This is a genomic window from Kitasatospora sp. NPDC030952, assembly GCF_055571335.1.
Genome location: NZ_JBVIFM010000005.1, coordinates 244630 through 267031 on the forward strand (window position 1 = coordinate 244630; position 22402 = coordinate 267031).

The 22402-nt window shown below is 73.5% G+C and carries 24 protein-coding genes; 11 read left to right on the plus strand and 13 right to left on the minus strand.

Annotated features, from left to right (window positions below; genetic code table 11):
• Nucleotides 1–29: 29 nt before the first annotated feature.
• Genes ACZ47G_RS12815 through ACZ47G_RS12825 form a run of 3 tightly spaced genes read right to left on the minus strand, consistent with a single transcriptional unit; the run spans nucleotide 30 to nucleotide 2706 of the window.
• Nucleotides 30–854: a DUF4097 family beta strand repeat-containing protein gene (locus ACZ47G_RS12815; RefSeq protein ID WP_465741842.1), complete on the minus strand. Its 825-nt coding sequence runs from the start codon at nucleotides 852–854 to the stop codon at nucleotides 30–32.
• Nucleotides 851–1498, minus strand: a complete 648-nt coding sequence (locus ACZ47G_RS12820; protein ID WP_465741844.1) for a response regulator — start codon at nucleotides 1496–1498, stop codon at nucleotides 851–853. The genes ACZ47G_RS12815 and ACZ47G_RS12820 overlap by 4 nt, the downstream gene beginning before the upstream one ends.
• Complete coding sequence (locus ACZ47G_RS12825) at nucleotides 1486–2706, minus strand: sensor histidine kinase (protein WP_465741846.1); 1221 nt, start codon at nucleotides 2704–2706, stop codon at nucleotides 1486–1488. The genes ACZ47G_RS12820 and ACZ47G_RS12825 overlap by 13 nt, the downstream gene beginning before the upstream one ends.
• A 134-nt stretch (nucleotides 2707–2840) precedes the next feature.
• Between ACZ47G_RS12825 and ACZ47G_RS12830 the strand changes: the two genes are divergently transcribed.
• Nucleotides 2841–3374: a hypothetical protein gene (locus tag ACZ47G_RS12830; RefSeq protein WP_465741848.1), complete on the plus strand. Its 534-nt coding sequence runs from the start codon at nucleotides 2841–2843 to the stop codon at nucleotides 3372–3374.
• Nucleotides 3371–3760, plus strand: coding sequence for a hypothetical protein (locus tag ACZ47G_RS12835; RefSeq protein ID WP_465741850.1), 390 nt, complete (start codon nucleotides 3371–3373; stop codon nucleotides 3758–3760). The genes ACZ47G_RS12830 and ACZ47G_RS12835 overlap by 4 nt, the downstream gene beginning before the upstream one ends.
• Here ACZ47G_RS12835 and ACZ47G_RS12840 read toward each other — a convergent pair.
• Nucleotides 3757–4632 (minus strand): helix-turn-helix transcriptional regulator, encoded by an 876-nt coding sequence (locus ACZ47G_RS12840; protein ID WP_465742086.1) that lies wholly within the window; start codon nucleotides 4630–4632, stop codon nucleotides 3757–3759. The two genes, ACZ47G_RS12835 and ACZ47G_RS12840, sit on opposite strands and share 4 nt — an antisense overlap.
• A 111-nt stretch (nucleotides 4633–4743) precedes the next feature.
• On the opposite strand from ACZ47G_RS12840, the gene ACZ47G_RS12845 reads away from it, so the two are divergent.
• A complete protein-coding gene (locus ACZ47G_RS12845) occupies nucleotides 4744–6207 on the plus strand; it encodes an MFS transporter (protein WP_465741852.1) in 1464 nt (487 codons plus the stop codon).
• A 309-nt stretch (nucleotides 6208–6516) separates the two neighbouring features.
• Here ACZ47G_RS12845 and ACZ47G_RS12850 read toward each other — a convergent pair whose 3' ends face one another.
• Both ACZ47G_RS12850 and ACZ47G_RS12855 read right to left on the minus strand, forming a co-directional pair.
• Complete coding sequence (locus tag ACZ47G_RS12850) at nucleotides 6517–7107, minus strand: alpha/beta fold hydrolase (RefSeq protein ID WP_465741854.1); 591 nt, start codon at nucleotides 7105–7107, stop codon at nucleotides 6517–6519.
• A gap of 51 nt (nucleotides 7108–7158) precedes the next feature.
• A complete protein-coding gene (locus tag ACZ47G_RS12855) occupies nucleotides 7159–8397 on the minus strand; it encodes an MFS transporter (protein WP_465741856.1) in 1239 nt (412 codons plus the stop codon).
• A 165-nt stretch (nucleotides 8398–8562) separates the two neighbouring features.
• On the opposite strand from ACZ47G_RS12855, the gene ACZ47G_RS12860 reads away from it, so the two are divergent.
• Nucleotides 8563–8796: a hypothetical protein gene (locus ACZ47G_RS12860; protein WP_465741858.1), complete on the plus strand. Its 234-nt coding sequence runs from the start codon at nucleotides 8563–8565 to the stop codon at nucleotides 8794–8796.
• 16 nt (nucleotides 8797–8812) lie between these two features.
• Here the strand turns inward: ACZ47G_RS12860 and ACZ47G_RS12865 are convergent, their stop codons facing one another.
• Entirely contained in the window at nucleotides 8813–9526 is a 714-nt protein-coding gene (locus ACZ47G_RS12865; RefSeq protein WP_465741860.1) for a helix-turn-helix transcriptional regulator, read from the minus strand.
• 10 nt (nucleotides 9527–9536) lie between these two features.
• Nucleotides 9537–10475, minus strand: coding sequence for an alpha/beta hydrolase (locus tag ACZ47G_RS12870; protein WP_465741862.1), 939 nt, complete (start codon nucleotides 10473–10475; stop codon nucleotides 9537–9539).
• 185 nt (nucleotides 10476–10660) lie between these two features.
• On the opposite strand from ACZ47G_RS12870, the gene ACZ47G_RS12875 reads away from it, so the two are divergent.
• Nucleotides 10661–11797: a threonine aldolase family protein gene (locus ACZ47G_RS12875; RefSeq protein WP_465741864.1), complete on the plus strand. Its 1137-nt coding sequence runs from the start codon at nucleotides 10661–10663 to the stop codon at nucleotides 11795–11797.
• Nucleotides 11798–11853: 56 nt separating this feature from the next.
• Here the strand turns inward: ACZ47G_RS12875 and ACZ47G_RS12880 are convergent, their stop codons facing one another.
• Nucleotides 11854–12591, minus strand: a complete 738-nt coding sequence (locus ACZ47G_RS12880) for an alpha/beta fold hydrolase (protein ID WP_465741866.1) — start codon at nucleotides 12589–12591, stop codon at nucleotides 11854–11856.
• Between the two features lie 318 nt (nucleotides 12592–12909).
• Between ACZ47G_RS12880 and ACZ47G_RS12885 the strand changes: the two genes are divergently transcribed.
• Entirely contained in the window at nucleotides 12910–13488 is a 579-nt protein-coding gene (locus tag ACZ47G_RS12885; RefSeq protein ID WP_465741868.1) for an NADAR family protein, read from the plus strand.
• A 208-nt stretch (nucleotides 13489–13696) separates the two neighbouring features.
• The gene (locus ACZ47G_RS12890; protein ID WP_465741870.1) at nucleotides 13697–14881 is read left to right on the plus strand and encodes a hypothetical protein; all 1185 of its coding nucleotides are present in this window, start codon (nucleotides 13697–13699) and stop codon (nucleotides 14879–14881) included.
• A 121-nt stretch (nucleotides 14882–15002) separates the two neighbouring features.
• On the opposite strand, the gene ACZ47G_RS12895 is transcribed toward ACZ47G_RS12890, so the two are convergent.
• Complete coding sequence (locus ACZ47G_RS12895; RefSeq protein WP_380455448.1) at nucleotides 15003–16385, minus strand: glycine--tRNA ligase; 1383 nt, start codon at nucleotides 16383–16385, stop codon at nucleotides 15003–15005.
• 191 nt (nucleotides 16386–16576) lie between these two features.
• Between ACZ47G_RS12895 and ACZ47G_RS12900 the strand changes: the two genes are divergently transcribed.
• Genes ACZ47G_RS12900 through ACZ47G_RS12915 form a run of 4 tightly spaced genes read left to right on the plus strand, consistent with a single transcriptional unit; the run spans nucleotide 16577 to nucleotide 19735 of the window.
• Complete coding sequence (locus ACZ47G_RS12900; RefSeq protein WP_465741873.1) at nucleotides 16577–17551, plus strand: metal ABC transporter substrate-binding protein; 975 nt, start codon at nucleotides 16577–16579, stop codon at nucleotides 17549–17551.
• Nucleotides 17552–17565: 14 nt separating this feature from the next.
• Nucleotides 17566–18330 carry a metal ABC transporter ATP-binding protein gene (locus tag ACZ47G_RS12905; protein WP_465741875.1) on the plus strand — a complete coding sequence of 255 codons (765 nt, stop codon included), beginning with the start codon at nucleotides 17566–17568 and terminating at the stop codon, nucleotides 18328–18330.
• Nucleotides 18327–19289 (plus strand): metal ABC transporter permease, encoded by a 963-nt coding sequence (locus tag ACZ47G_RS12910; protein ID WP_465741877.1) that lies wholly within the window; start codon nucleotides 18327–18329, stop codon nucleotides 19287–19289. The genes ACZ47G_RS12905 and ACZ47G_RS12910 overlap by 4 nt, the downstream gene beginning before the upstream one ends.
• A 35-nt stretch (nucleotides 19290–19324) precedes the next feature.
• Nucleotides 19325–19735, plus strand: coding sequence for a Fur family transcriptional regulator (locus tag ACZ47G_RS12915; protein WP_188304433.1), 411 nt, complete (start codon nucleotides 19325–19327; stop codon nucleotides 19733–19735).
• A gap of 89 nt (nucleotides 19736–19824) precedes the next feature.
• On the opposite strand, the gene ACZ47G_RS12920 is transcribed toward ACZ47G_RS12915, so the two are convergent.
• From ACZ47G_RS12920 to ACZ47G_RS12930, 3 genes are all read right to left on the minus strand, one after another.
• Nucleotides 19825–20664: an isoprenyl transferase gene (locus ACZ47G_RS12920; RefSeq protein ID WP_465741879.1), complete on the minus strand. Its 840-nt coding sequence runs from the start codon at nucleotides 20662–20664 to the stop codon at nucleotides 19825–19827.
• Nucleotides 20665–20668: 4 nt separating this feature from the next.
• Nucleotides 20669–21415, minus strand: coding sequence for a DNA repair protein RecO (gene recO, locus ACZ47G_RS12925; protein WP_188304435.1), 747 nt, complete (start codon nucleotides 21413–21415; stop codon nucleotides 20669–20671).
• A 208-nt stretch (nucleotides 21416–21623) separates the two neighbouring features.
• Complete coding sequence (locus ACZ47G_RS12930; protein ID WP_465741882.1) at nucleotides 21624–22295, minus strand: TerB family tellurite resistance protein; 672 nt, start codon at nucleotides 22293–22295, stop codon at nucleotides 21624–21626.
• Nucleotides 22296–22402: the final 107 nt, after the last annotated feature.

The window sequence follows — 22402 nt, forward strand, 5'->3', positions numbered from 1 at the left end:
CCCCCACCCGGATCACCCACCCGGCCTACCTACCGGGCCGCCGGTGCGGACGGTGCCTCCGACGCGGACGGTGCCTCCGTGGCGGCGGTCCCGTAGCGGACCTCCAGCGAGCCCGAGCCGACCTCGGCGGTCAGGCTGTTCGGGCTGGTGACATCGCCCAGGGCCGGGTCGATCGAGCTGCCGCCGGAGCCCGTCTTCCCGCTGATCTGGTAGTGGCTGCCCCGCGGCAGGGTCATCGTCGCCGAGCCCGAGCCGGTCCTCATGGTGGCGTCCCTGGGCGCGGCGGCGAAGTCCAGGTCCACCTCGCCGGATCCGCTGCTCACCTCCACCGTGCCGGACCGCAGCTTCGTACCCTGGACCATGCCGGAGCCCGTACGGGCGTGGATCTCGCCGGAGAGGCGCCTCAGGTAGATCGCCCCCGAGGCGCCCTGCAGCTCGACGGGGCCGGAGAGGCCGTCCACCGTGACGCTGCCCGAGGTCACCAGACCGGCGACCTCGGTGCCGGGCGGCACCGACAGCTCGATCTGCGCACCGCAGTTGAAGAAGGGGATCTGCCGCCGGCACTGGACGTCGATGCTCATCACGCCGGAGTCGCTGATCTCGGCCCTCACCTTCGGCTCGCTCACCGTCCAGTCCAGGGTCTTGGTCAGCACCACCCGGCCCGGCAGGCCCGCCTTGACGATCACGGAGGAACTGCCCGTCGCCAGTTGGAGCTTGTGGACGTCGGTGGTGTACACCTTGTCCTCCACGCTCCGCTGCTTGGCCACCAGGGCGAGGGTCTGCCCCGCGCCCATGAACAGCACGAACACCAGGGTGACCACGCCGGTGATCTTCCAGGCCCGGGCGCTCCTCACGTTCCCACCTCCAGGAAGCGCAGCACCGCCATCACCCGGCGGTGGCTGTCGTCGGCCGGCGGGAGGTCCAGCTTGGTGAAGATCGAGTTGATGTGCTTGGCCACCGCGCTGTCGCTGACCACCAGCGAGGCGGCGATCGCCGCGTTGGACCGGCCCTCCGCCATCAGCGAGAGCACGTCCCGCTCGCGCGGGGTCAGCTTCTCCAGCGGATCCCGGTGGCGGCGCACCAGCAGTTGGGCCACCACCTCCGGGTCCAGCGCGGTGCCGCCCTCGGCCACCCGCTGCAGCGCGTCCACGAAGTCGTCCACATTGGCCACCCGCTGCTTCAGCAGGTAGCCGACCCCGCTGGTGTTGGTCGCCAGAAGGTCCGCGGCGTAGCGCTCCTCCACGAACTGGGAGAGCAGCAGCACGGCGGTGTCCGGCCACTGCTGCCGGATCACCATCGCGGCCTTCACGCCCTCGTCGTGGAAGCCCGGCGGCATCCGGACGTCCGCGACCACCACCCCCGGGCGGTGCTCCTCGACGGCGGCCAGCAGCTCGACGGCGTCCCCGACCGCGGCCACCACCTCGAACCCCACCGCCTCCAGGACCTTCACCAGGCCGACCCTCAGCAGGACCGAGTCCTCGGCGATCACAGCACGCACGGCAACTCCACGGTGATGGTGGTGGGGCCCCCGAGGGGGCTGAGAACGGACAGCGTTCCGTCGACCGAGGCCGCGCGCTTGCGCAGACCGGTGAGCCCGGTGCCGCGCGACGGGTCCGCGCCGCCCACGCCGTCGTCGCTGATGACCAGGCGCAGCCGGCCGCCGGCCGTCCGCACCGAGACGTCGACCTGCTCGGCCCGGGCGTGCTTGGCCACGTTGGTGAGCGCCTCGGAGACGGTGAAGTAGGCGACCGCCTCGACGGTCGGGGCGATCCGGTCGGACAGCTCGACGTCCAGGCGCACCGGCAGCGGGGCCCGGGCCGCGATGCCGGACAGCGCCGCGTCCAGCCCGCGGTCCTCCAGGACCGCCGGGTGCAGCCCCCGGACCAGGTCGCGCAGCTCGTCGATGGCCGCCTGGGCCTCCTCGTGCGCGGCGACGATCACCTCCATGGCGTCGGGCGGGCAGTCCTTGAGGGTGCGCCGGGCCAGGCCCAGGTTCATCGCGAGGGAGGTGAGGCGCTGCTGGGCGCCGTCGTGCAGGTCCCGCTCGATCCGGCGGCGCTCGGCGTCCACCGCGTCCACCAGGCCGGCCCGGGACTCGGTGATCTCCTCGACCCGCTGCTCCAGCCGCTCCGCCCGGTTCGGGCCGAGCAGCAGCTGCGCCGCCCGCACCTCCAGCCAGCCGGCCAGCGTGGTCAGCCAGGGCGTCACCACCAGCAGCAGCACGCCGAGCACCGTGAGCGCCACGTCCAGGCCGGCCAGCTCGCTGCGCAGCCCCGTCCCGAGCGGCAGCAGCCAGACCCAGCCGTACAGGGTGGTCAGCACCAGGGCGACGCCCCAGAGGTAGACGGCGGCCAGCGCGCCGAGCGCCAGGACCGGACCGACCAGCAGGTGGTAGGTGGTCTGACGCCAGGCCAGGCCGAACCGCAGCCGGCCCAGCCGCAGGGTCGTGGACCCGCCGGGAGGCGGCACCTCCACGCCGCGCAGGGCGCGCAGCCGGCCGCGCTGGACGCCGGTGAGCCAGCGCGCGCAGACCAGGACGACCGCGAGGACCGGGAGGAGCAGGCCGGAGTCGGTCACGGCCAGCCAGACCGGCGCGGCCATGGGTATTCCGGCGGCTATGAAGCGGGTCTCCCGCCAGGCCTCGGCCGACCACGGTGGTCGTCCGAGGCTCCTGACGAGCGCTCGGCGCAACGTGGTGGAGGGCATGCCGGACAGCGTAGGGCCCGGTGATCAACGGCCACCATGAAGGGGGGTGCCGGACAGGGGTGTAGCTAGATACACCCCCGATTCGGTGTGCGGCACCACCGACAACGGGCCCCCGCGACGGAAGGCTTGGGGGCATGACGAGCACCGCATCGCACTCCGCCACCCCGCCGCACGGGCGGCCCGTCCCCGGGGACCACGGGGGTGTTCCCGGGGGCGCGCTCCGCCCGGCGCCCGGGCCGGAGGGGACGCTGCCCGCCGGGGCCGGTCCCTGGTCGGTCCGCAGCGTCGGCACCGGCCGCGGCCGGGCCGCGCTGGAGCTCTACCAGCACGGCGAGTTGGCCGACGTCCTGGTCGCCGCCCGGCTCGCACCGCAACTGGTGCGCGGCGCCCGGCGCAGCCCCGCCACCGGGCGGCGCTCGCACGTGCTCGCCTGGGGTCGGCTGCCGGCCGACGGCACGGCGCCCTCGGTGGTGTTCACCGGCGGGCGGCGGCTGTTCCGCGCCGTCCGGGCGGCGGCGGTCGCCGAGGTGGTCACGGTCGCCGGGTCGTTCTGGCTCGCGCTGGCCGAGGGGCCGTTCGACACCGTGCTGGTCGAGCACCCGGCGGGCGGACCGGCCGAGCGGCTGCCGCTGCAGCGGGTGCGGGCGCGGGCGGAGGCCGGAGCATGAGCACCGCCGTCATCGCGGGCGCACCCGGGTACGCCCTGCCGGAGCGCTTCCGGAAGCTGCCGCGGCTGGCCGCCCTCGGGCTGCTGCCCTGGCTGATGGTGCTGGCCGTCAACCACGAGACCCCGTGGGTGGTGCTGGACCTCGCGGAGTTCGCCGCCCTGCTCTCGCTGGACGCGCTGCTGCGCCGGCGCAGTACCGCCGCCCCGTGGCCGGGCGGGGCGGCGGCCCTGCTGCTGGCCGGTGACGCGCTGGCCGACATCTCCTGCGCCGGGCCGGGGCACGCGGTGCTGGCGGCGCTGGTGATGGCGTGCTGCGTCGAACTGCCGCTGGCGGCGGTGTGCCTGCTGCTCGGGAGCGAGTCGATACGCGGCCAGGGCACGGCCTAGGCCCGGGGCAGCTTGCTCATCAGGGCGCGGGTCTCCTCGTCCAGCGGGGTGTAGCTGATCATCCGCGTCCCGAGCCGGGGGCTGAGCCAGAAGTTGGTGTACTCGCAGCGCAGCAGGCCCACGCCCGGCACCTGGAAGCGCTTGATCCCGTTGCCCGGCCGCATCACCTCGTGCCGCTGCCACTCCTCCGCGAAGTCCGGCGAAGCCTTCAACAGCCGGGTCAGCAGCGCCTTCCAGGCCGGCTCGGCGGAGTGGTCGGCCATCGAGGCGCGGAACCGGGCCACCATGCCGAGGCGCTCCGTCCGGTAGTCGATCAGCACCTCGCGGAAGCGCGAAGGGGTGAACGCCAGCCACATCAGGTTCCGCTCCTCCAGCGGCAGTTCACCGAGCTCGCCGACGATGGCGGTGTACGGCGCGTTGTGCGCCAGGATGTCGTAGCGGGAGTTGACCAGCGCGGCCGGGTACGGCGCCATCTGCTCCAGCACCAGGCGCACGCTCGGGGTCACCGAGGGGCACTCCGTCACCGGCGCCGGATCGTCCGCGCCGGCCAGGGTGAACAGGTGCGCCCGCTCGCTCGGGTCCAGCAGCAGCGCCCGGGCCACCGCGTCCAGCACCTGCGCGGACACCTGGATGTCCCGCCCCTGCTCCAGCCACGTGTACCAGGTCACCCCGACCGCGGCCAGCTGCGCCACCTCCTCCCGGCGCAGCCCCGGGGTACGGCGGCGGCCGGTCATCGGCAGGCCCACCTGCTCGGGCGCGATGCGCTCGCGGCGGCTGCGCAGGAACGCCGCCAGGTCGTGCCGGCGGGCCTCGTCAGGACTGCCGCGGTGCGGCCCGGCGGAACCGGGACGGGCTTGCGTGGCCGGGGTCATCAGGCTCATGCTCCCCAGCATGCGGCACGCCGGAGCCTGTTGCCAGGTACTTCTTATACCTGGATAACCACACTCTGGTACCAGGGTACGAAGCGGCGGATCGTATGACCCGTGACTCAACGACTCGCCGTCGCCCCGGCCCCGGTACGGACCGCTCCCGCTCCCCACTCCCCTTCCTCCTCCCCGTCCTCCTCCCCCTCGCTCGGCACCGCCGGGCTGGTCACCGTCCTGCTCGGGGCCTTCCTGCCGATGCTGGACTTCTTCATCGTCAACGTCGCCCTGCCCACCATCGACGAGGACCTGGCCGCCGGACCGGCCGTCCTGGAACTCGTCGCGGCCGGCTACGGCATCGCCTTCGCCGTCCTGCTCGTCCTCGGCGGACGACTCGGCGACATCTTCGGCCGCCGCCGGCTGTTCGTCGTCGGCGCCGCCGCCTTCGCCCTCACCTCGCTGGCCTGCGGACTCGCCCCCGACGCGTGGTCCCTGGTCGCCGCCCGGGCCGCCCAGGGCGCCTCGGCCGCCCTGCTCATCCCCCAGGTGCTCGGCACCATCACCGCCGCCACCGACGGCGCCCGGCGCGGCCGCGCCCTCAGCGTCTACGGCGCGGTCGGCGGAATCTCGGTGGTGATCGGGCAGGTGCTCGGCGGGATGCTGGTCGCCGCCGACCTGTTCGGCACCGGCTGGCGCTCCGTCTTCCTGCTGAACGTCCCGTTCGCGCTGCTCGCCGTGGTCCTCGCCGTCCGGTACGTGCCGGAGAGCCGGGCCAGCCAGGCCGCCGCGGTCGACGTGCCCGGCACCGCCCTGCTCACCGCCACCCTGCTCTCGCTGCTCATCCCGCTGATGGAGGGCCGCGCGGCCGGCTGGCCGCTCTGGTCCTGGGTGCTGCTCGCCCTGTTCCCGGTCTTCGCCGTCACCTTCGCGCTGGTCGAGCGCCGCGCCGAGCAGCGCGGCGGCACCCCGCTGGTGCCGCCGTCCCTGCTGCGGATCCCCGAGATGCGCCGCGGCCTCGGCATCGCGCTCCCCTACTTCGCCGGCTTCGGCGGGTTCATGTTCGTCATCGCCGTCGCCCTCCAGCAGGGTCTGCGGCTCGGCGTGGTCGCGGCCGGCTGGGCGCTCGTCCCGATGGCCGTCGGCTACTTCACCGCCTCGCTCTCCGGCCCGCGGCTGATCGGCCGCTGGGGCAGCCGGGTGCTCAGCGCCGGCGCCGTCGTCCAGGCCCTCGGCCTGGTCACCATCGCGCTGACCGTCCTCGCCGACGCCGACCACTTCTCCCCGCTGCGGATGGCGCCCGGCGTCGCCCTCGCGGGCATCGGCCAGGGCCTGATCGGCACCCCGCTGTTCCGGGTCGTGCTCGCCAAGGTGCCCGCCGCCCGGGCCGGTGTCGGCAGCGGCGTGCTCGCCACCGGCCAGCAGTCCAGCCTCGCCCTCGGCGTCGCCACCCTCGGCACCCTCTACCTGTCCCTCTCCCCCAGCTTCGGCATGGGCCGCGCGCTCGCGATCTGCCTCGGCATCCAGCTGCTGGGCTCCTTCACCGTGCTGTACCTGACCACCCGTCTGCCGCGCTCCATCGGCTGAGCCGCCCGGGCCTACGGGCCCAGGGCGACGGCGCAACGGCCCCGCGACCGGATTCCTCCCGGTCGCGGGGCCCTTGTCGTCGAGGTCGGGCGATCGCCGGAGCGGCCCGGGGGAGGTTCCCATGGCCGTCGAGCCGCAGGCGCACGTCGGTTCGAGTGATGTGCGTGATGGGTGTCCTGGGGGCCGGGCTCGGCGTCACCCCCTGTCTGGCCCGTCTGGCCCGTCTGGCCTGTCTGACCCGTCTGGCCCGTCTGGCCCGTCTGGCCTTCGATGGCGGCCGGCGGTGGTCGGCGCTCAAGCGGCCTGCGCTCAGGTGGTCAGCGCGGCGATGAAGGTGTCCAGGCGGGCGACGACCGTCCGCAGGTGGTCGAGCGACCCGAGGGGGTCGTTCGGCAGTTCGAGGCTGTGGTCGGCGGCGGGCAGCTCCAGGACGGGGTGGCCGGTGGAGTCGGCGACCGCGCGGTCCCAGAGCCGGTCGGCGCCGCCGCCGACCAGGAGCGTCGGGGCCGTGGCCCGGTGGAGGGCGCGGGCCACGTGGTCGAGGGTCAGTACGGGGGTGAGCCAGGCGGCCGCGAGTTCGCGGTCGGCGGTGAGGCCGGCGGCGAAGGAGGCCAGTGACTTGCCGACCAGCAGCCGGCAGGCGCCGCCCTCGGCGTCGACCGCTTCGGCGACCTGGCGCTCGACCCAGGCGATCCGCCGCTCCCTTGTGAACTCGACGAATTCGTCCGGGAGTCGCCACCACAGCTCGTGGACCGTCCAGCCGTGCCGCAGCAGCACCGAGCGGGCGAAGTGGAGCAGCGGCCGGGCGGGCGTGTATCCGGTGCCGGGGACGATCAGTGCGACCCGGTCCGGGTCGCCGTCGAAGCGGGTGGGGAGGGTGAGCGCGGCGGGAGTGGGCATGGTCCGGAGGCTACCTGCCGAACCGCCCTACCGAACGGGGCCGTTGGCGCGTCACGCCGGGCTCTCCCCGGTCAGCACCGGCCGGGGCCGGGTGGTGACCACGGCCAGGGTGCCGGCCAGGGCGATCGAGGCGAACACGGCCAGCGCCCCGGTGGTGCCGACCGCGCCGGCCAGCGTGCCGCCCAGCAACGCGCCGACCGGCATGACGAGTTGGCCGATCGAGCGGGACAGGCCGAGCACCCGGCCCAACTGCTCGGGCGGGGAAAGCTGTTGCTGGAGGGTCACCCAACTGACGCCCCAGACCGTCGCGCAGAAGCCGAACACCGCCTGGTAGGCGATCAGCACCGGGAGCGCGGCACCGAGCGAGGCCAGCGGGATCAGGAACAGCGCGCCGGCGGCGAGCGGGCCGAAGACCGGGATCACCCTGGTCAGGCCGATCCGCCGGATCACCCGCCGGGCGGTGAGCACGGCCGTCACCGCGGCGATGCTGTAGACGGCCTGGGTCAGCCCGAGTTCACCGGGGCCCAAGTCCACGACCTGGTAGGCGAAGTAGGCGAACAGTCCGGCCAGTCCGGCCCCGCCGAGGTTGAGCGCGGCCGCGGCGACGGCGAGCCGGGTCAGCAGCGGCTGGTCGCGCAGCACGCCGATCCCCTCCCGCAGCGACGCCACGATCCCGGGGCGCGCGGCGGGCTGCTCCGGTTCCGCGGCGGGCTGCTCCGGTTCCGCGGCGGGCTGCTCCGGTTCCGCGCCGCGCCGCAGCCGGGGCAGGCTCAGGGCCAGTGCGGACAGCCCGTAACTGACCGCGTCCGCGACCATCGCGGTCGCCGCCCCCACCGCCTGCACCAGGGTGGCCGCCAGTCCGGGGCCGGCGATCTGGCCGACCGAACGGGCCCCGGCCAGCTTCGCGTTGACCGCCACCAGGCCGTCCTTGGGCACGAAGTCGGCCACCACCGTCGGCACCGCGATGGCGGAGACCCCGCCCAGCGCCCCGGAGACGGCCGCGACCGCGTAGAGGTGGCCCAGGGTCAGCGCGCCGGCGGCGTGCGCCAGCGGGACGGTGGCGATCAGCAGCAGTTGGAGGACGTCCACCGCGACCAGCAGCCGCCGTCGGGAGGCGACCCGGTCCACCAGCACCCCGGCGAACGGCCCGGTCAGCCCCTGCACCCCGTACTCCAGCGCGAAGAGCAGCGAGGCCGCCAGCGGACCGGCGTCCAGGAGCAGGATCGCCAGCGCGGGCAGCGCCAGCGCCGTGACCTGGGTGCCCGCCACGCTGACGCCCTGCGAGAACATCAGCGCGGGCACCGCACTGCGCGCGGGTGGCGGAACGGCCGCTGGGGTGCCACCTGAACCATCATCTGCCATACATCTCAAGCTACTTCACGCTATAGCCGGTCAGCGGCCCGTTCCGCCATACTTGATTCGCACAATGATCGAGTCCGAAGGAAGGGGGAGCTCATGAGCTTCGTTCTCGTGTTCCTGGCCGCCCTGGCGGCCGTCGTCGGAGGCATCACCCTGCACCTGGCCCGCCGCGAGCGGGCCCACCGGCAGTGGGCGGGCGGCGCGGAGGGCCTGCTGATCGAACGGCAGCGGACCTCCCAGGCCGCCCGGATCCGCTCCACCTACTCCAGCTTCGCCACCCACCACGGCAACGGCCTGCTCCCGGACGACCTGTACCCGCAGTACTCCTGACCCCGCCCCGGGGGCCTCACGGCGCGAGCGGGGCCAGCGCCGCGGGCCTCGCCGCGCCGGCGGCGGACGAGCCGGCCAGCAGGCTCGCCAGGTCGTGCGGCGGCGCCGGTTCTCCGGTCGGGGTCGCCGCCGTGATCCGGTCCAGCCGGAAGCCGCGGCCGGCCTGCCGGGTGCGGCACCAGGCGATCAGGTACCACTTGCCCTCGGCGGTGAGCAGCCCGGCCGGTTCCACCGCACGGTCGCTCTCGCGGCCCGCCGCGTCGACGTAGGACAGCCGCAGCACCGTGCCGCCGCTGAGGGCCTGCTCGACGGCGCCGCGCACCGACTCGGCGGTGCGGGCCGGCAGGGCGACGATGCGGGCGGCGAGCTGCTGGGCCGCCGTCGAGGCGGGGCCGCTCATGGTGGCCGCGATTTTCTGCGAGGCCGTGCGGGCCGCGCCGGCGTACGGGGCCGAGGCGTCGGCGGCGGCGAGCGCGGCGACCAGGGCCGAGGCCTCCTCCGGGGTGAAGCGGATCGGCGGGAGGGTCATCGCCGGGTCGATCGACCAGCCGCCGCCCCGCCCGGTCGTGGTGCGCACCGGCACGCCCGCCGCCATCAGCGCCTGGAGGTCGCGCTGCACGGTACGGGTGCTCACCTCGAAGCGGGCGGCGAGCGCGGCGACGGTCCGGGATCGGGGCGCCGCCGCGCGCAGCTCCTCCACCAGTGCGTAGAGCCGGGGGGTGCGGTCCATGCGGGCGACGCTACCGCCCCGCGCCGGCCAGGTAGTCCCGCTCCCTCCGCTGTTCGCGCTCGGTGACGGTCAGCGGGAACAGCGTGAAGCCGTGCATCGCGCCGGCCACCACGTCGAGCCGGACGGGCACCCCGGTCGCCCGCCACCGCTGGGCGAGGAACAGCGAGTCGTCCAGCAGGGGGTCCTCGGTGCCGACGACCAGCCGGGCGGGCGGCAGTCCGGCCAGGTCGGCGTACAGCGGGGAGACCTCCGGGGAGCGGCGCTGCTCGGGGGTCATCCCGGGCGTGAAGAGCTGGTAACTCCCCTGGATCGCCTCGGTGTTGCTGAGCAACCGCCGGGAGCCGAAGAGCCGCTGACTGGGCGTCATCGACAGGTCGTACGCGCCGAAGGCGAGGTGGGCGGCCCGGAACACGCCGGTGATGCCGTGCCGGTCGCGCAGCCGGAGCAGGGTGAGGACGGCGAGGTGGGCCCCGGCCGACTCGCCGCCGGCCAGCAGCCGCCGGGTGCCGAACTCGGCCTCGGCGTGGTCCACCAGCCAGCGGGCGGCCGCTTCGCAGTCGTCCGGGCCGGCCGGGAAGGGGTGTTCGGGCGCCAGGCGGTAGTCCACGCTCACCACGGCGAGCCGTGCCTCGGTGGCGAGGCGCCACAGCTTCTCGTCCTGCCCGGCGGCCGAGCCGAAGGCCCAGCCGCCACCGTGGATGTGCAGGTACACGCCGTCGACCTGCTCGGGCACGAAGGTGCGGACCGTCACCCCGCCGGCCACGACGCGGTCACGGCCCTGCGGCAGTCGCACGGGGGGCGTGTCGGCGCCGAGGCGGTTGGTCCGCAGGCGGGTCAGGGTGGCGGCGTCCGGGGTTCCGGTGCGGGCCGGGCGGAGTGCGGCGGCGGCCTCGAACCGCTCGTTGAAGGCCAGGGTCTCGGCGAGGCGGTCCTCGTCTGTGATCGTCATGGGTCGATCTTCGCGACCGTCCGCGACAGCCTGGCGTCACCCTTTCCAGGTGGCCTGCGTCACATCGATCCGTCGATCCCGGCCGCCTGAACGGCCCGCCGTCATCGCCGAAGCCTTCCGCCGCCACGACCACCCCGGAGAGAAAACCGGTTGGTCCGACGCCCCCGCCGACCGACAATCGCCGGATGACCGATGATCAGATCGACTGGGCACGCCTGCGCGCGGCTCGCCGGGCCTGCACCCGCTTCCTCTCCGGCAGCCGTCCCCTCACCATGCGCGAGCGACTGGCCGCCCTCACCGCCGCCGTCGACCCGGACGCCCACCCCGACATCTACGGCAACGGGGGCCCGGTCGGGGAGTTGGAGGAGCGTACGGCCGCGCTCCTCGGCACGGAGGACGCGGTCTTCTTCCCCAGCGGGACGATGGCCCAGCAGGTCGCCCTGCGCCACCACGCCGAGCAGACCGGCAACCGGGCCGTCGCCCTCCACCCGCAGAGCCACCTCGAACGGCACGAGCGCCACGCCTACACCCAGCTCACCGGCCTGCGCGGTCTCTGGCCCACCACCGAGCCGCGCCACCCGACCGCCGATGAACTCCGTCTGCTCGGCGAGCCCTTCGGCACCCTGGCGGTGGAACTCCCGCTCCGCGACCCGGGTTTCCTGCTCCCCAGCTGGGACGAACTGACCGAACTCACCGCCGCCGCCCGCGAGGCCGGCGCCCGGGTGCACTTCGACGGCGCCCGGCTCTGGAACACCACCGCCCACTTCGGCAGGCCGCTCCATGAGATCGCCGCGCTGGCCGACAGCGTCTACGTCTCCTTCTACAAGGACCTCGGCGGGATCAGCGGCGCCGCCCTGGCCGGCGACAAGGCCTTCACCGCCTACGCCCGCACCTGGCGCCACCGCTACGGCGGGCAGCTGTACCAGCAGTGGCCGGCCGCCCTCGCCGCGCTCACCGGTCTGGACACCGTGCTCCCCCGGATCCCCGACCGAATCCGGCACGCCGCCGCCCTCGCCCCGGCGCTGGCGGCCCTCCCCGGCGCCAGGCTGTTCCCGGAAGTCCCGCCGACCCATGAGTTCCAGCTCTGGCTGCCCCACTCGGCGAGCGCCCTGAACGCCGCCGTCCTCGCGCTCGCCGAGCGGGAGGGGACCTGGTTCGTCCCGAAGTGGACGGACGCCGCCCCCGGCCTCGCCATGGCCGAGGTGAGCCTGGACGGCCCGGCCCAGGACTGGACGGCGCAGGAGGTCACCGAACTCGGGTTGCACTTCCTGGAGTTGGTCGCGGAAGCCGAGCGGCGGACCGCCGCGGGCGACCAGGGCTGAGCCGGCGGCGCCCGGCCCTCCGACCCGGGGCCGAGAGCCGGGCGCCGCCGCACCCGTCAGGCGAGCGCGTCGATCGGCCGACCGAAGTGCCGGGCGAAGAAGCGCACCGCGCTGTCCGCCTCGAACCTCGGCAGTTCCTTGTGCCGGCCGGCATTGGCGTGCAGCGTCTTCTCCGTCGAGGCGAAGGCGTCGAACAGCGCGAGACCGTCCTCGCGGGATATGTGCTCGTCGTCCCACTGCAGGTCGTACTCGATCGGGATGGTGATCCGCCGCGCCTGCTCGGCCAGGACGTCGGGCCAGTGCTGGCCGAAGACCGCGGCCTTGATCCTGGGTTCGCCCGCGACCAGCGGGACGCCGATCGCGGTGCCCATGTTGAGGCCGAACCAGCCGACCGGCCCGTCGGTGCCGATCTCCGGCAGTTCCTGGAGCGCGTCCAGGGCCGCCACCCACTCGGGCAGCGAGAGTGCGGCGAGGTGGGCGTTGTAGCGGACGACGATCGGGCCCTCCGGCTCGCCGGCCGCCCGGGCCCGGAAGAGCTCGGCGATCTCGGCCTCGTCGTGCGCCGACCGCGGCCGGTCGCCGTGACCGGGCGCGTCGAGGACGGCGACGTGGAAGCCGCAGCCGGCCACCAGGCGCTGGGCCCGACCCGCCATCGCGGGGTGCTTCTTGTGGTTGCCGCCGCCGTGGCCCATCAGGATCAGGGGCGCGGTGCCGGCGGACGCCCGGTCGGTGCCGGACACCGGCGACCAGAGGACTCCGGGGACGCCGTCGACGGTGAACTCGCGCTCGCGCATGCCGTTCACCGGCGCGTCGGAGCTGAACTTCAGAGAAGAAGGAGAAGAAGACATGGCTATGGCCTTTCGGGAGTGCCGTGTTGTCGAGGCGCTCCCGGCGAGACCTGTGTCAGTCGCCCGACCGTGACGAGAGGGGGAGCACCCATGGGTTTATGGCGTTCACGGGGTCTCACCTCCTTGCGCGGTTTCGCGGTCGAGAGGATCTTGCCGCCCGATCACCCCCACCGCAAGTGATTTTTCTTCGCCCCGCCCGGCCCACGAGCACGCCGTCGGCAAACCGTTGGCGACCCCCGAACCCTTCGTGTCAGAATGACGATTATGAGCGAGCAGCAGGTGCGGCCCTTCGCCGACGTCCGGGACCGCGAGGAGCTGGCGGCCCTGATGGCCACCGGGGAGCGGCCGAAGTGGGTGATGTTCTGGGGGCACACCGCACGCAAGGGCGGTGCGGCGCGACAGGAGTGCCTGAGCCAGTGGTGGCCCGGGCGGTTCACCGTCGACGGGGTGGCGTACGCCTCCGCCGAGCACTGGATGATGGCCGGGAAGGCCCGGATGTTCGGGGACGAGGCGATCGAGCGGCAGGTGCTGGAGGCCCGGACGCCCGCCGAGGCGAAGAAGCTGGGCCGACTGGTCAAGGACTTCGACCAGGACGTCTGGGCGGCGGGCCGGTTCGAGCTGGTGGTCGAGGGGAACGTCGCCAAGTTCGGTCAGGACGAGGCGCTGCGGGAGTACCTGCTGGGCACCGGCGGCCGCGTCCTGGTGGAGGCCAGCCCGCTGGACCGGATCTGGGGCATCGGGCTCGCCGCGGACGACATCCGGGCCGAACGCCCCCTGGAGTGGCGGGGGTTGAACCTGCTCGGGTTCGCCCTGATGGAGGCGCGGGCGCGACTCGGCGGCTGACGCCGGGCAGGACCCGCCGGACCGGCCCCGGGAGCCGACCCCCGACCCGGAGCGCGACCGGCGCACTTCTCGCAACGACCGCCCTCTGCGCGCTCCTTGACACCACTCGGGCACGACTGGTCGCGCTCTCGTAACTCCATCGCCACATTCCGACGCCAGGATGTCCCGCAGTCAGGGTACAGATGGACAGGTTGGGGCGATCATGCGCATGCGGTCGACGGAAGAATCCGCAGGCCAGCAACCGGAGGGCGAGCAACGGGCCGCCGAACTCCGGTCAGAACTGGACGAGTTGCTCCGCGCGAGCCGCTACGCGGGCCAACGCGAGCGACGACTGAACGAGGCGGTACGGGCGAGCCCGGGCCGCCAGCGCCCGGACGGCGAGCTGCTGCGGCAGCTCGCCCAGGCCCGCACCCTCCGCGAGGGCCTGGGCGCACGCTGCCTCCAACTGAGCGACCGGTTACAGGAGTTGGAGCTCAACCTCAGACGCCGGCAGCACCCCCCGGAGCCCCCGCACTCGGAACCCCCACACTCCGGCCCTCGACACTCCGGCCCTCGACACTCCGAACCGCCGCACCCCGGGCCCCCGCACCCCGAGCTCCACCCCCACCAGGCCCCGGCGCCCCCACCGCCACCACCGCCACCACCGCCCATCCGACCCGACCTCGGCGCCCTCACCGAGCGGATCACCGGACTCCACCGCGGCGGCGCCCTCGCCGAGGCCCAGGACCTGCTGGACCAGGCCGCCGCCCGCCTCGCCCCCGCCGACGCCGCCCTGCTGGTCGGGATGCTCGCCCAGCGCGGCCCGACCGGCGCCTCGCTGCACCTCGCCCGGACCGCCGCCCGGGGCACCCCGGACCACGCCGTCGCCGTACTGGCGCAGCTGCGCGAACTGGGCCTGGCCGAGGAGGCCGCCGAACTGTTCCACGCCTTCTGGGCCTACCCGGCCACCGCCGTCCCAGCCCTGCTCGCCGCCCTGGAGCGGGCCGGGCAGCACGCCGACGGCGCCACCCTGCTCTGGGAGTGGGGCTCGGCCCCGACGCCCGAACTGACCTCCCTGGCCGCCTGCCTCCAGCAGCACGGCCGCCCCGCCGACGTACGGACCCTGCTGCGCCAGGCGGCCGGCCGCCCGACCGCCGACCTCGCCGACCTCGCGACCGAACTGCCGCCCGCGCTCGCCACCCTGCTGCTGCACGAGCTGGCCGCGCTGCGCCCGCCCGTCGAACTGGTGCGCCTGGCGGCCGCGTTGGACGGCCACCCCGGGCTCTACGGCCGACTGCTGGACGCGCTGCTGGCGGACCCCACCCACCACCGCAGCACCATCGCCGCCCTCCGCGCGGCCGGTCTGCCGACCGCCCCGCCGACCGCCCCGCGCCCCCGCTGGGGCCGGCGCTGACCGGCCCGAGGTCGATCGGAGTGATCGGAGCGACCGGAGTGATCGGAGCGTCCGGAGAACGGCGGAGCCCCCGGCCGTCCTCACCAAGGAGGACGGCCGGGGGCTCCCCGAAGCACCGGACTCAGCAGCCGATCAGGCGCGCCGCCAGGTAGCCCTTCACCTGGTCCAGCGACACGCGCTCCTGCGACATGGTGTCGCGGTCGCGCACGGTCACGGCGTTGTCCTCGAGGGTGTCGAAGTCGACCGTCACGCAGAACGGCGTGCCGATCTCGTCCTGGCGGCGGTAGCGCTTGCCGATCGCGCCCGCGTCGTCGAACTCGACGTTCCACGCGGTGCGCAGGTCGGCGGCCAGGCCGCGGGCCTTCGGGGACAGCTCGGCGTTGCGCGACAGCGGCAGCACGGCGACCTTGACCGGGGCCAGGCGCGGGTCGAGCCGCATGCCGACGCGCTTCTCCATGACGCCCTTGGCGTTGGGCGCCTCGTCCTCGAAGTAGGCGTCGATCAGGAAGGCCAGCATGGCGCGGTTGAGGCCGGCCGCCGGCTCGATGACGTACGGGAAGTACCGCTCGCCGCTCTCCTGGTCGAAGTACCGGAGGTCCTTGCCGGAGGCCTCGCTGTGCACCCGCAGGTCGTAGTCGGTGCGGTTGGCGACGCCCTCGAGCTCGGAGAACTCACTGCCACCGAAGTTGAAGCGGTACTCGATGTCCACCGTGCGCTTGGCGTAGTGGGACAGCTTCTCCTTCGGGTGCTCGAAGAAGCGCATGTTCTCGGTCCGCATGCCGAGGTCGACGTACCAGTCCCAGCGCTGCTGGAGCCAGTACTCGTGCCACTGCTCGTCCTCGCCCGGCTTGACGAAGAACTCCATCTCCATCTGCTCGAACTCGCGGGTGCGGAAGATGAAGTTGCCGGGGGTGATCTCGTTGCGGAAGCTCTTGCCGGTCTGGGCGATGCCGAACGGCGGCTTCTTGCGCGAAGTGGTCTGGACGGCACTGAAGTTGGTGAAGATGCCCTGGGCGGTCTCGGGGCGCAGGAAGGCCAGGCCGCTCGCCTCCTCGGTGACACCGAGGTGGGTCTTCAGCATGCCCGAGAAGTCCTTGGGCTCGGTGAACTGGCCCTTGGTGCCGCAGTCGGGGCAGTTGACGTCCTTGAGGCCGTTCGGCGGCGGGAAGCCGTGCTTGGCCTCGTACTTCTCCTCCAGGTGGTCGGCCCGGTGGCGCTTGTGGCAGGAGAGGCACTCGGTCAGCGGGTCATTGAAGGTCGCGACGTGGCCGGAGGCCTCCCAGACCTCGCGGGCAAGGATGACCGACGAGTCGAGGCCGACGACGTCCTCGCGGGCCTGGACCATCGTGCGCCACCACTGGCGCTTGATGTTCTCCTTGAGTTCGACGCCCAGCGGCCCGTAGTCCCAGGCGGCACGCGTGCCGCCGTAGATCTCGCTGCAGGGGTAGACGAAGCCACGGCGCTTGCTCAGGCTGACGATCGTGTCGATCTTGTCGGCGGCCACAGTGCTCTCTTCAGTACGTACGGCACGGTCAGGGCACGGCTGGTTGCTCGTACCCGAGTACCTCAGGTTACCGGCCAGACGGGTACGGGGTTCAAATCGGTATCGTCCGGCTCCCCCCACCCATCGACACCTCCCGTTCACCCTTCCGAGTGAGTTGACAATCATTTCCACTTCAGATGAGAATGATTGTCATGATGATCGGACTGCTCAGCCGCCGGACCCGCAAGACCGCCGCCCTCGCCGTTGCCGCCCTCGCCTCCTCACTGGCCCTCACGGCCTGCGGCGGCAGCAGCAGCGCCAAGGGCTCGGACGGCAAGCTGAGCGTCGTCGCCTCCTTCTACCCGATGGAGTTCCTGGCCCGGCAGATCGGCGGGGACCACGTCTCGGTCACCGACCTCACCGCGCCCGGCGTCGAGCCGCACGACCTGGAGCTCACCGCCAAGCAGGTCGCCGGCGTCCAGAAGGCCGACGCGATCATCTACCTCAAGGGCCTCCAGCCCACCGTCGACCAGGCCGTCGACCAGTCGTCCAGCAAGCACCGGATCGACGCCACCGCGGCCAGCCCGCTGGTCGACCACCACCTCGACGAGGGCACCTCCGAGGCCGGCGGCCACCAGCACGAGGGCCCGGCCGGCGACCCGCACATCTGGCTCGACCCGACCCGCTACGCCGCGATCGCCAAGAGCGTCGGCGCCGAGTTCGCCGAGGCCGACCCGTCGCACGCCGACGACTACCGGAAGAACACCGACGCGCTGGTCGACAAGCTCACCGCGCTGGACCAGGAGTTCCAGGCCGGGCTGAAGGACGCCAAGACCAAGACCTTCGTCACCAGCCACGCCGCCTTCGGCTACCTCGCCGACCACTACGGCCTCACCCAGGTCGCCATCAACGGCGTCGACCCGGAGTCCGAGCCCACCCCGGCCCGCCTCGCCGAGGTGCAGAAGGCCGCCAAGGACAACGGCGTCACCACGATCTTCTTCGAGACCCTGGTCAGCCCCAAGCTCGCCGACACCGTCGCCAAGGACCTCGGCCTCAAGACCGCCGTCCTGGACCCGCTGGAGGGCGTCAAGGACCCTGCCAAGGACGACTACCTGAGCGTCATGAAGCAGAACCTGGCCAACCTCCAGGCCGCCCTCGGCGCCCCCGCCGCCACCCCCGCGAGCTGACGGGACACCACACCATGACCCACCCGATACCCCCGGCCGTCCGCCTCCGTGACGCGGTCGCCGCGCGCGGCGGCCGGCCGGTGCTGCGCGGCGTCGACCTCACCGTCCGACCGGGCGAGGTCGTCGCCCTGCTCGGCGCCAACGGCTCCGGCAAGTCGACCACCGTCAAGGCCGTGATCGGCTCCGTGCCGCTGGAGCGGGGCACCCTGGAGCTGTTCGGCACCCCGTACGGCTCCTTCCGCGCCTGGCACCGGATCGGGTACGTCCCGCAGCGCACCACCGCCGCCTCCGGCGTCCCGGCCACCGTGCGCGAGGTGGTCTCCACCGGACGGCTGCCGCAGCACCGGCTGCTGCCCTTCCGCCGCCGGGACCGCGCCGCGGTGGACGGCGCGCTGGCCGCCGTCGGCATGCTGGACCGGGCCGGGGACGGCGTCGCCGACCTGTCCGGCGGCCAGCAGCAGCGGGTGCTGATCGCCCGCGCCCTGGTCGGCACCCCCGACCTGCTGATCATGGACGAGCCGATGGCCGGCGTGGACGCCGCCAGCCAGCAGGTGCTCGCCGACACCCTGCGCGCCGAGGTCGGACGCGGCGCCTCCGTCCTCCTGGTGCTGCACGAACTCGGGCCGCTGGAGCCGCTGATCGACCGCGCCGTGGTGCTGCGGGACGGCTGCGTCGCGCACGACGGCCCGCCCGTGCCCAACACCGGTCTGCACGCGCTGCCCGGCCACGACCACGTCCACCCGCACGCCGACCCCACCCCGCCGAGGCTGCTCGCATGACCGAGATGCTCTCCTACGACTTCATGCAGCGCGCCCTGCTGGCCGCCGTGCTGGTCGGGATCACCGCCCCCGCCGTCGGCATCTACCTGGTGCAGCGCCGCCAGGCCCTGATGGGCGACGGCATGGGGCACGTCGCGATGACCGGCGTCGGCCTCGGCTTCATCTTCCAGACCAGCCCGGTCTGGATGGCCGTGCTGGTCTGCGTGCTGGGCGCGGTCACCATGGAGCTGGTCCGCTCGCGCGGCAACCAGCGCGGCGACATCGCCCTCGCGATGCTCTTCTACGGCGGCATGGCCTGCGGCAAGCTGCTGGTCTCGATGTCCGCCCAGGCCGGGGCCGGCTCGCTGGAGAGCTACCTGTGGGGCTCGATCCTCACCGTCGCCCCCGCCGACCTGGCCACCATCGCGGTGCTCGGCGCGGTGGTCATCGCGGTCACCGTCGGCCTGCGCCGCCAGCTCTTCGCGATCTGCCAGGACGAGGACTTCGCCCGGGTCACCGGGGTGCCGGTGCGCACCCTGAACCTGCTGCTCGCGGTGATGGCCGCGGTCACCGTCACGGTCGCCATGCGGGTGGTCGGACTGCTGCTGGTGAGCGCCCTGATGGTGGTCCCGGTGGTCGCCGCCCAGCAGCTCACCCGCTCCTTCGCCGCCACCCAGGCCGCCTCGATCGCGCTCGGCGTGGTGGTCGCCCTGGCCGGTGTCACCAGCTCCTACCAGCTGAACGTGCCCTCCGGCCCGGCCATCGTGCTGCTGGCCATCGCGGTCTTCGCGGTGTTCAGCGTGATCGCCGCCCCGCTCGCCCGCCGCCGCCACCGGCGCCGCGGCGACGCCGAGCGGGGACCGCGGGTCTGCGACGTCCGGCTGCCCGGTCACATCGCCGGTCAAATCCCCGGCCAAGACCCGGGAAAGAGTTCCTCCGCCGTGACCACTCCGGAGGAGCGGGCCGGGCTGGCACAATGAGGTGCGTGACGCCCACGACCCCAGGAGGACCCACGGTGACCACCGCAGGCCCGTCGCCGCGCGCCCGATCGACCCGGCAGCGTGCCGCCGTCTCGTCGGCCCTGGACGAGATCGCGGACTTCCGCAGCGCGCAGGAGCTCCACGACCTGCTCAAGCACCGCGGGGACTCCGTCGGTCTGACCACGGTCTACCGCACCCTGCAGTCGCTCGCCGACGCCGGTGAGGTGGACGTGCTGCGCACCGCCGACGGCGAAGCCGTCTACCGCCGGTGCAGCAGCGGACACCACCACCACCTGGTCTGCCGGCACTGCGGCGCCACCGTCGAGGTCGAGGGCCCCGCGGTGGAGCGCTGGGCCAACTCGGTCGCCGCCGAGCACGGGTTCAGCGACATCGCCCACACCCTGGAGATCTTCGGCACCTGCGCGGACTGCGCGAAGAAGGGCTGACGACCGTACGGGGGCAGCCCGCACGGACGGACCGCGAAGGGCCCGCAGGAGCGCATCCTGCGGGCCCTTCGTCGTGCACCGGTCGGCGGTCAGCGCTGGGTCGGCAGCTCCAGCGGCTCGGGCAGCTCGTTCGGGATCGCCCCGCCGAAGCGGCGGTCGCGCATCGCGAACTGCTCGCAGGCGCGCCACAGGTCGCGGCGGTCGAAGTCCGGCCAGAGCACGTCCTGGAACACGAACTCGGCGTACGCGGACTGCCAGAGCAGGAAGTTGGAGGTGCGCTGCTCGCCGCTGGGGCGCAGGAACAGGTCCACGTCCGGCATGTCCGGGTGGTACATGTACTTGGCGAGGGTCTTCTCGTTGACCTTCTTCGGGTCCAGCCGGCCGGCCGCCACGTCCAGCGCGAGCGCCTGGGCCGCGTCGGCGAGTTCGGCCCGGCCGCCGTAGTTGACGCACATGTAGAGCGTCACCGCGTCGTTGCCCTTGGTCTGCTCCTCGGCGACCTGCAGCTCCTGGACGACGCTCTTCCACAGCTTGGGCATCCGGCCGGCCCAGCGGATCCGCACGCCCATCGCGTCCATCTCGTCGCGGCGGCGGCGGATGACGTCCCGGTTGAAGTTCATCAGGAACTTCACCTCGTCGGGGGAGCGCTTCCAGTTCTCGGTGGAGAACGCGTACAGCGAGATGTTCTTGACGCCGAGCTCGATCGCGCCCTTGAGGACGTCCAGCACGACGGACTCGCCGATCTTGTGGCCCTCGGTGCGGGGCAGCCCGCGCTCCTTGGCCCAACGGCCGTTGCCGTCCATCACGATGGCGACGTGGTCGGGGACCAGCTCGCCGGGGATCTTCGGGGGCTTGGCGCCGCTGGGGTGCGGGGTCGGGGGAACGTAGTCCCGCTGCTTGCCGCCGCCGAAGAGCCGTCGCGCTGCCATGTGCTCACTTCTCCACGTATCTCATCGAGCGGATGCCCCGCTCCAGGTGCCACTGCAGATAGGCCGCGACCAGGCCGCTGCCCTCCCGCCAGTACCGCGGCTCGCAGGCGTCGGCCGTCCGCCAGTCCCCTGACAGCAGCGCCCCGAGCAGTACCAGTGTCTCAGGGGAGGGTACGGCACATCCGGGCACTCGGCAGTCCGCGCAGAGCACCCCTCCGGCCTGCAGCGAGAAGAAACGGTTCGGCCCGTCCAGGCCGCACTTGGCGCAGTCGGTGAAGCTCGCGCCGTACCCGTTCACCGCGAGCGAGCGCAGCAGGAAGGCGTCCAGCACCAGGTGCGACTCGTGCGTCCCGGCCGCCAGGGTGCGCAGCCCGCCCACCAGCAGCAGGTACTGCTGGACGGCCGGCTCGCCCTCGTTCTCGGCGAAGCGCTCGGCCGTCTCCAGCATCGCCGTGCCGGCGGTGTAGCGGCCGTAGTCGGTGACGATCGAACCGCCGAACGGGGCGATGGTCTCCACCTGGGTGCAGAGCGGCAGCCCGCGCCCGATCAGCTCGCTCCCCCGGCTGAAGAACTGGACGTCCACGTGCGAGAACGGCTCCAGTCGGGCGCCGAACTTGGACTTGGTCTTCCGCACCCCGCGCGCCACCGCCCGCACCTTGCCGTGCTGGCGGGTCAGCAGGGTGATGATCCGATCGGCCTCGCCGAGCTTCTGCGCCCGCAACACGACGCCGTCGTCCCGGAAAAGACTCATGCCGACCATTGTCCCCCACCGCCGGGCCCGGCCGCGGACAGCCGTGTTGCCCGCACCGGGGGCCGTGGGGGAGGACCACCGCAGTGCGGGTCACGGCGGGCCCGGAGTGGGGGGTCCCCCCGGCCGAAGCCGGGGAGGATCGGGCCCGTTTGTGGGGGATACGGGAGGTCCGTCGCGGACGGGTCCGCCGGGCCGGGGCCGGAAAGGCCTACAGGTTCTCGTACGGCGTCCGGGTCGCCGCCTCCAGCAGCGCCGGCACCTGGCTCTGCGGCAGGTCCAGACAACTCCCCACCGCGGCCAGCGCCTCGCGCTCCTGCGGGAGGTAGCGCCCGTCGGCCAGGGCGATCGCGGCCCCTTGCAGCAGCAGCCGCTCCCGGCCCTGTCGGGCCAGGTGCGGGGCGAGCGGTTCGAGCACCGCGCGCAGTTCCACGGCCAGGCCCCCGGCCATCCCGTGGGCGTCGTGGAGTTCGCCGCCGAGCCCGGACAGCGCGGCGAGCGCGGCCAGCACCTGGGCCTCGCCGCAGTCCTCGAACCCGGCCTCGCGCACCGCCGTGCAGGCCGCCTCGCGGGCCGCCCGGTGGGCGGTGCCGCCGGCCGCGAGCAGGGCCAGCGCGATCGTGTACTGGGCGTCCCGCAGCATCGCGCCGAGGCGCACGCTGGTGGGCTGCTCCAGGACCTCGACGCCGTAGCGCCCGTGGCAGGTGGTGCACTGGACGCTGCCGATCACCGACCCGAGCGGAACGACGGGCGTGCCCAGCAGTCGCAGCCACGGCCGGCCGTGCTGCCGGCGGTAGTTGCGGTCCCCGCCGCAGCCCGGGCAGAAGAAGTCACCGAGAACATCGGTCCGCCACCTCGGGCGAACACCCCACAACCTGGTCACGGCGCCACTCCCCAGACATGGCAGGCGGCCTGCACAACTATGGGCAGGTCACGCGACCGGACACCGAGGCCGTCCCACCGGCCCGGCTTTCCGGTGGATCGATGTTG

What these genes read in the sequence shown, in the direction of transcription:
- ACZ47G_RS12825 (WP_465741846.1), bottom strand. Translation starts at nt 2,706, where the DNA reads ATGCCCTCCACCACGTTGCGCCGAGCGCTCGTCAGGAGCCTCGGACGA.
- ACZ47G_RS12830 (WP_465741848.1), top strand. Translation starts at nt 2,841, where the DNA reads ATGACGAGCACCGCATCGCACTCCGCCACCCCGCCGCACGGGCGGCCC.
- ACZ47G_RS12835 (WP_465741850.1), top strand. Translation starts at nt 3,371, where the DNA reads ATGAGCACCGCCGTCATCGCGGGCGCACCCGGGTACGCCCTGCCGGAG.
- ACZ47G_RS12840 (WP_465742086.1), bottom strand. Translation starts at nt 4,632, where the DNA reads ATGACCCCGGCCACGCAAGCCCGTCCCGGTTCCGCCGGGCCGCACCGC.
- ACZ47G_RS12850 (WP_465741854.1), bottom strand. Translation starts at nt 7,107, where the DNA reads ATGCCCACTCCCGCCGCGCTCACCCTCCCCACCCGCTTCGACGGCGAC.
- ACZ47G_RS12855 (WP_465741856.1), bottom strand. Translation starts at nt 8,397, where the DNA reads ATGTTCTCGCAGGGCGTCAGCGTGGCGGGCACCCAGGTCACGGCGCTG.
- ACZ47G_RS12860 (WP_465741858.1), top strand. Translation starts at nt 8,563, where the DNA reads ATGAGCTTCGTTCTCGTGTTCCTGGCCGCCCTGGCGGCCGTCGTCGGA.
- ACZ47G_RS12865 (WP_465741860.1), bottom strand. Translation starts at nt 9,526, where the DNA reads ATGGACCGCACCCCCCGGCTCTACGCACTGGTGGAGGAGCTGCGCGCG.
- ACZ47G_RS12870 (WP_465741862.1), bottom strand. Translation starts at nt 10,475, where the DNA reads ATGACGATCACAGACGAGGACCGCCTCGCCGAGACCCTGGCCTTCAAC.
- ACZ47G_RS12875 (WP_465741864.1), top strand. Translation starts at nt 10,661, where the DNA reads ATGACCGATGATCAGATCGACTGGGCACGCCTGCGCGCGGCTCGCCGG.
- ACZ47G_RS12880 (WP_465741866.1), bottom strand. Translation starts at nt 12,591, where the DNA reads ATGCGCGAGCGCGAGTTCACCGTCGACGGCGTCCCCGGAGTCCTCTGG.
- ACZ47G_RS12885 (WP_465741868.1), top strand. Translation starts at nt 12,910, where the DNA reads ATGAGCGAGCAGCAGGTGCGGCCCTTCGCCGACGTCCGGGACCGCGAG.
- ACZ47G_RS12890 (WP_465741870.1), top strand. Translation starts at nt 13,697, where the DNA reads ATGCGGTCGACGGAAGAATCCGCAGGCCAGCAACCGGAGGGCGAGCAA.
- ACZ47G_RS12900 (WP_465741873.1), top strand. Translation starts at nt 16,577, where the DNA reads ATGATGATCGGACTGCTCAGCCGCCGGACCCGCAAGACCGCCGCCCTC.
- ACZ47G_RS12905 (WP_465741875.1), top strand. Translation starts at nt 17,566, where the DNA reads ATGACCCACCCGATACCCCCGGCCGTCCGCCTCCGTGACGCGGTCGCC.
- ACZ47G_RS12910 (WP_465741877.1), top strand. Translation starts at nt 18,327, where the DNA reads ATGACCGAGATGCTCTCCTACGACTTCATGCAGCGCGCCCTGCTGGCC.
- ACZ47G_RS12920 (WP_465741879.1), bottom strand. Translation starts at nt 20,664, where the DNA reads ATGGCAGCGCGACGGCTCTTCGGCGGCGGCAAGCAGCGGGACTACGTT.
- recO (WP_188304435.1), bottom strand. Translation starts at nt 21,415, where the DNA reads ATGAGTCTTTTCCGGGACGACGGCGTCGTGTTGCGGGCGCAGAAGCTC.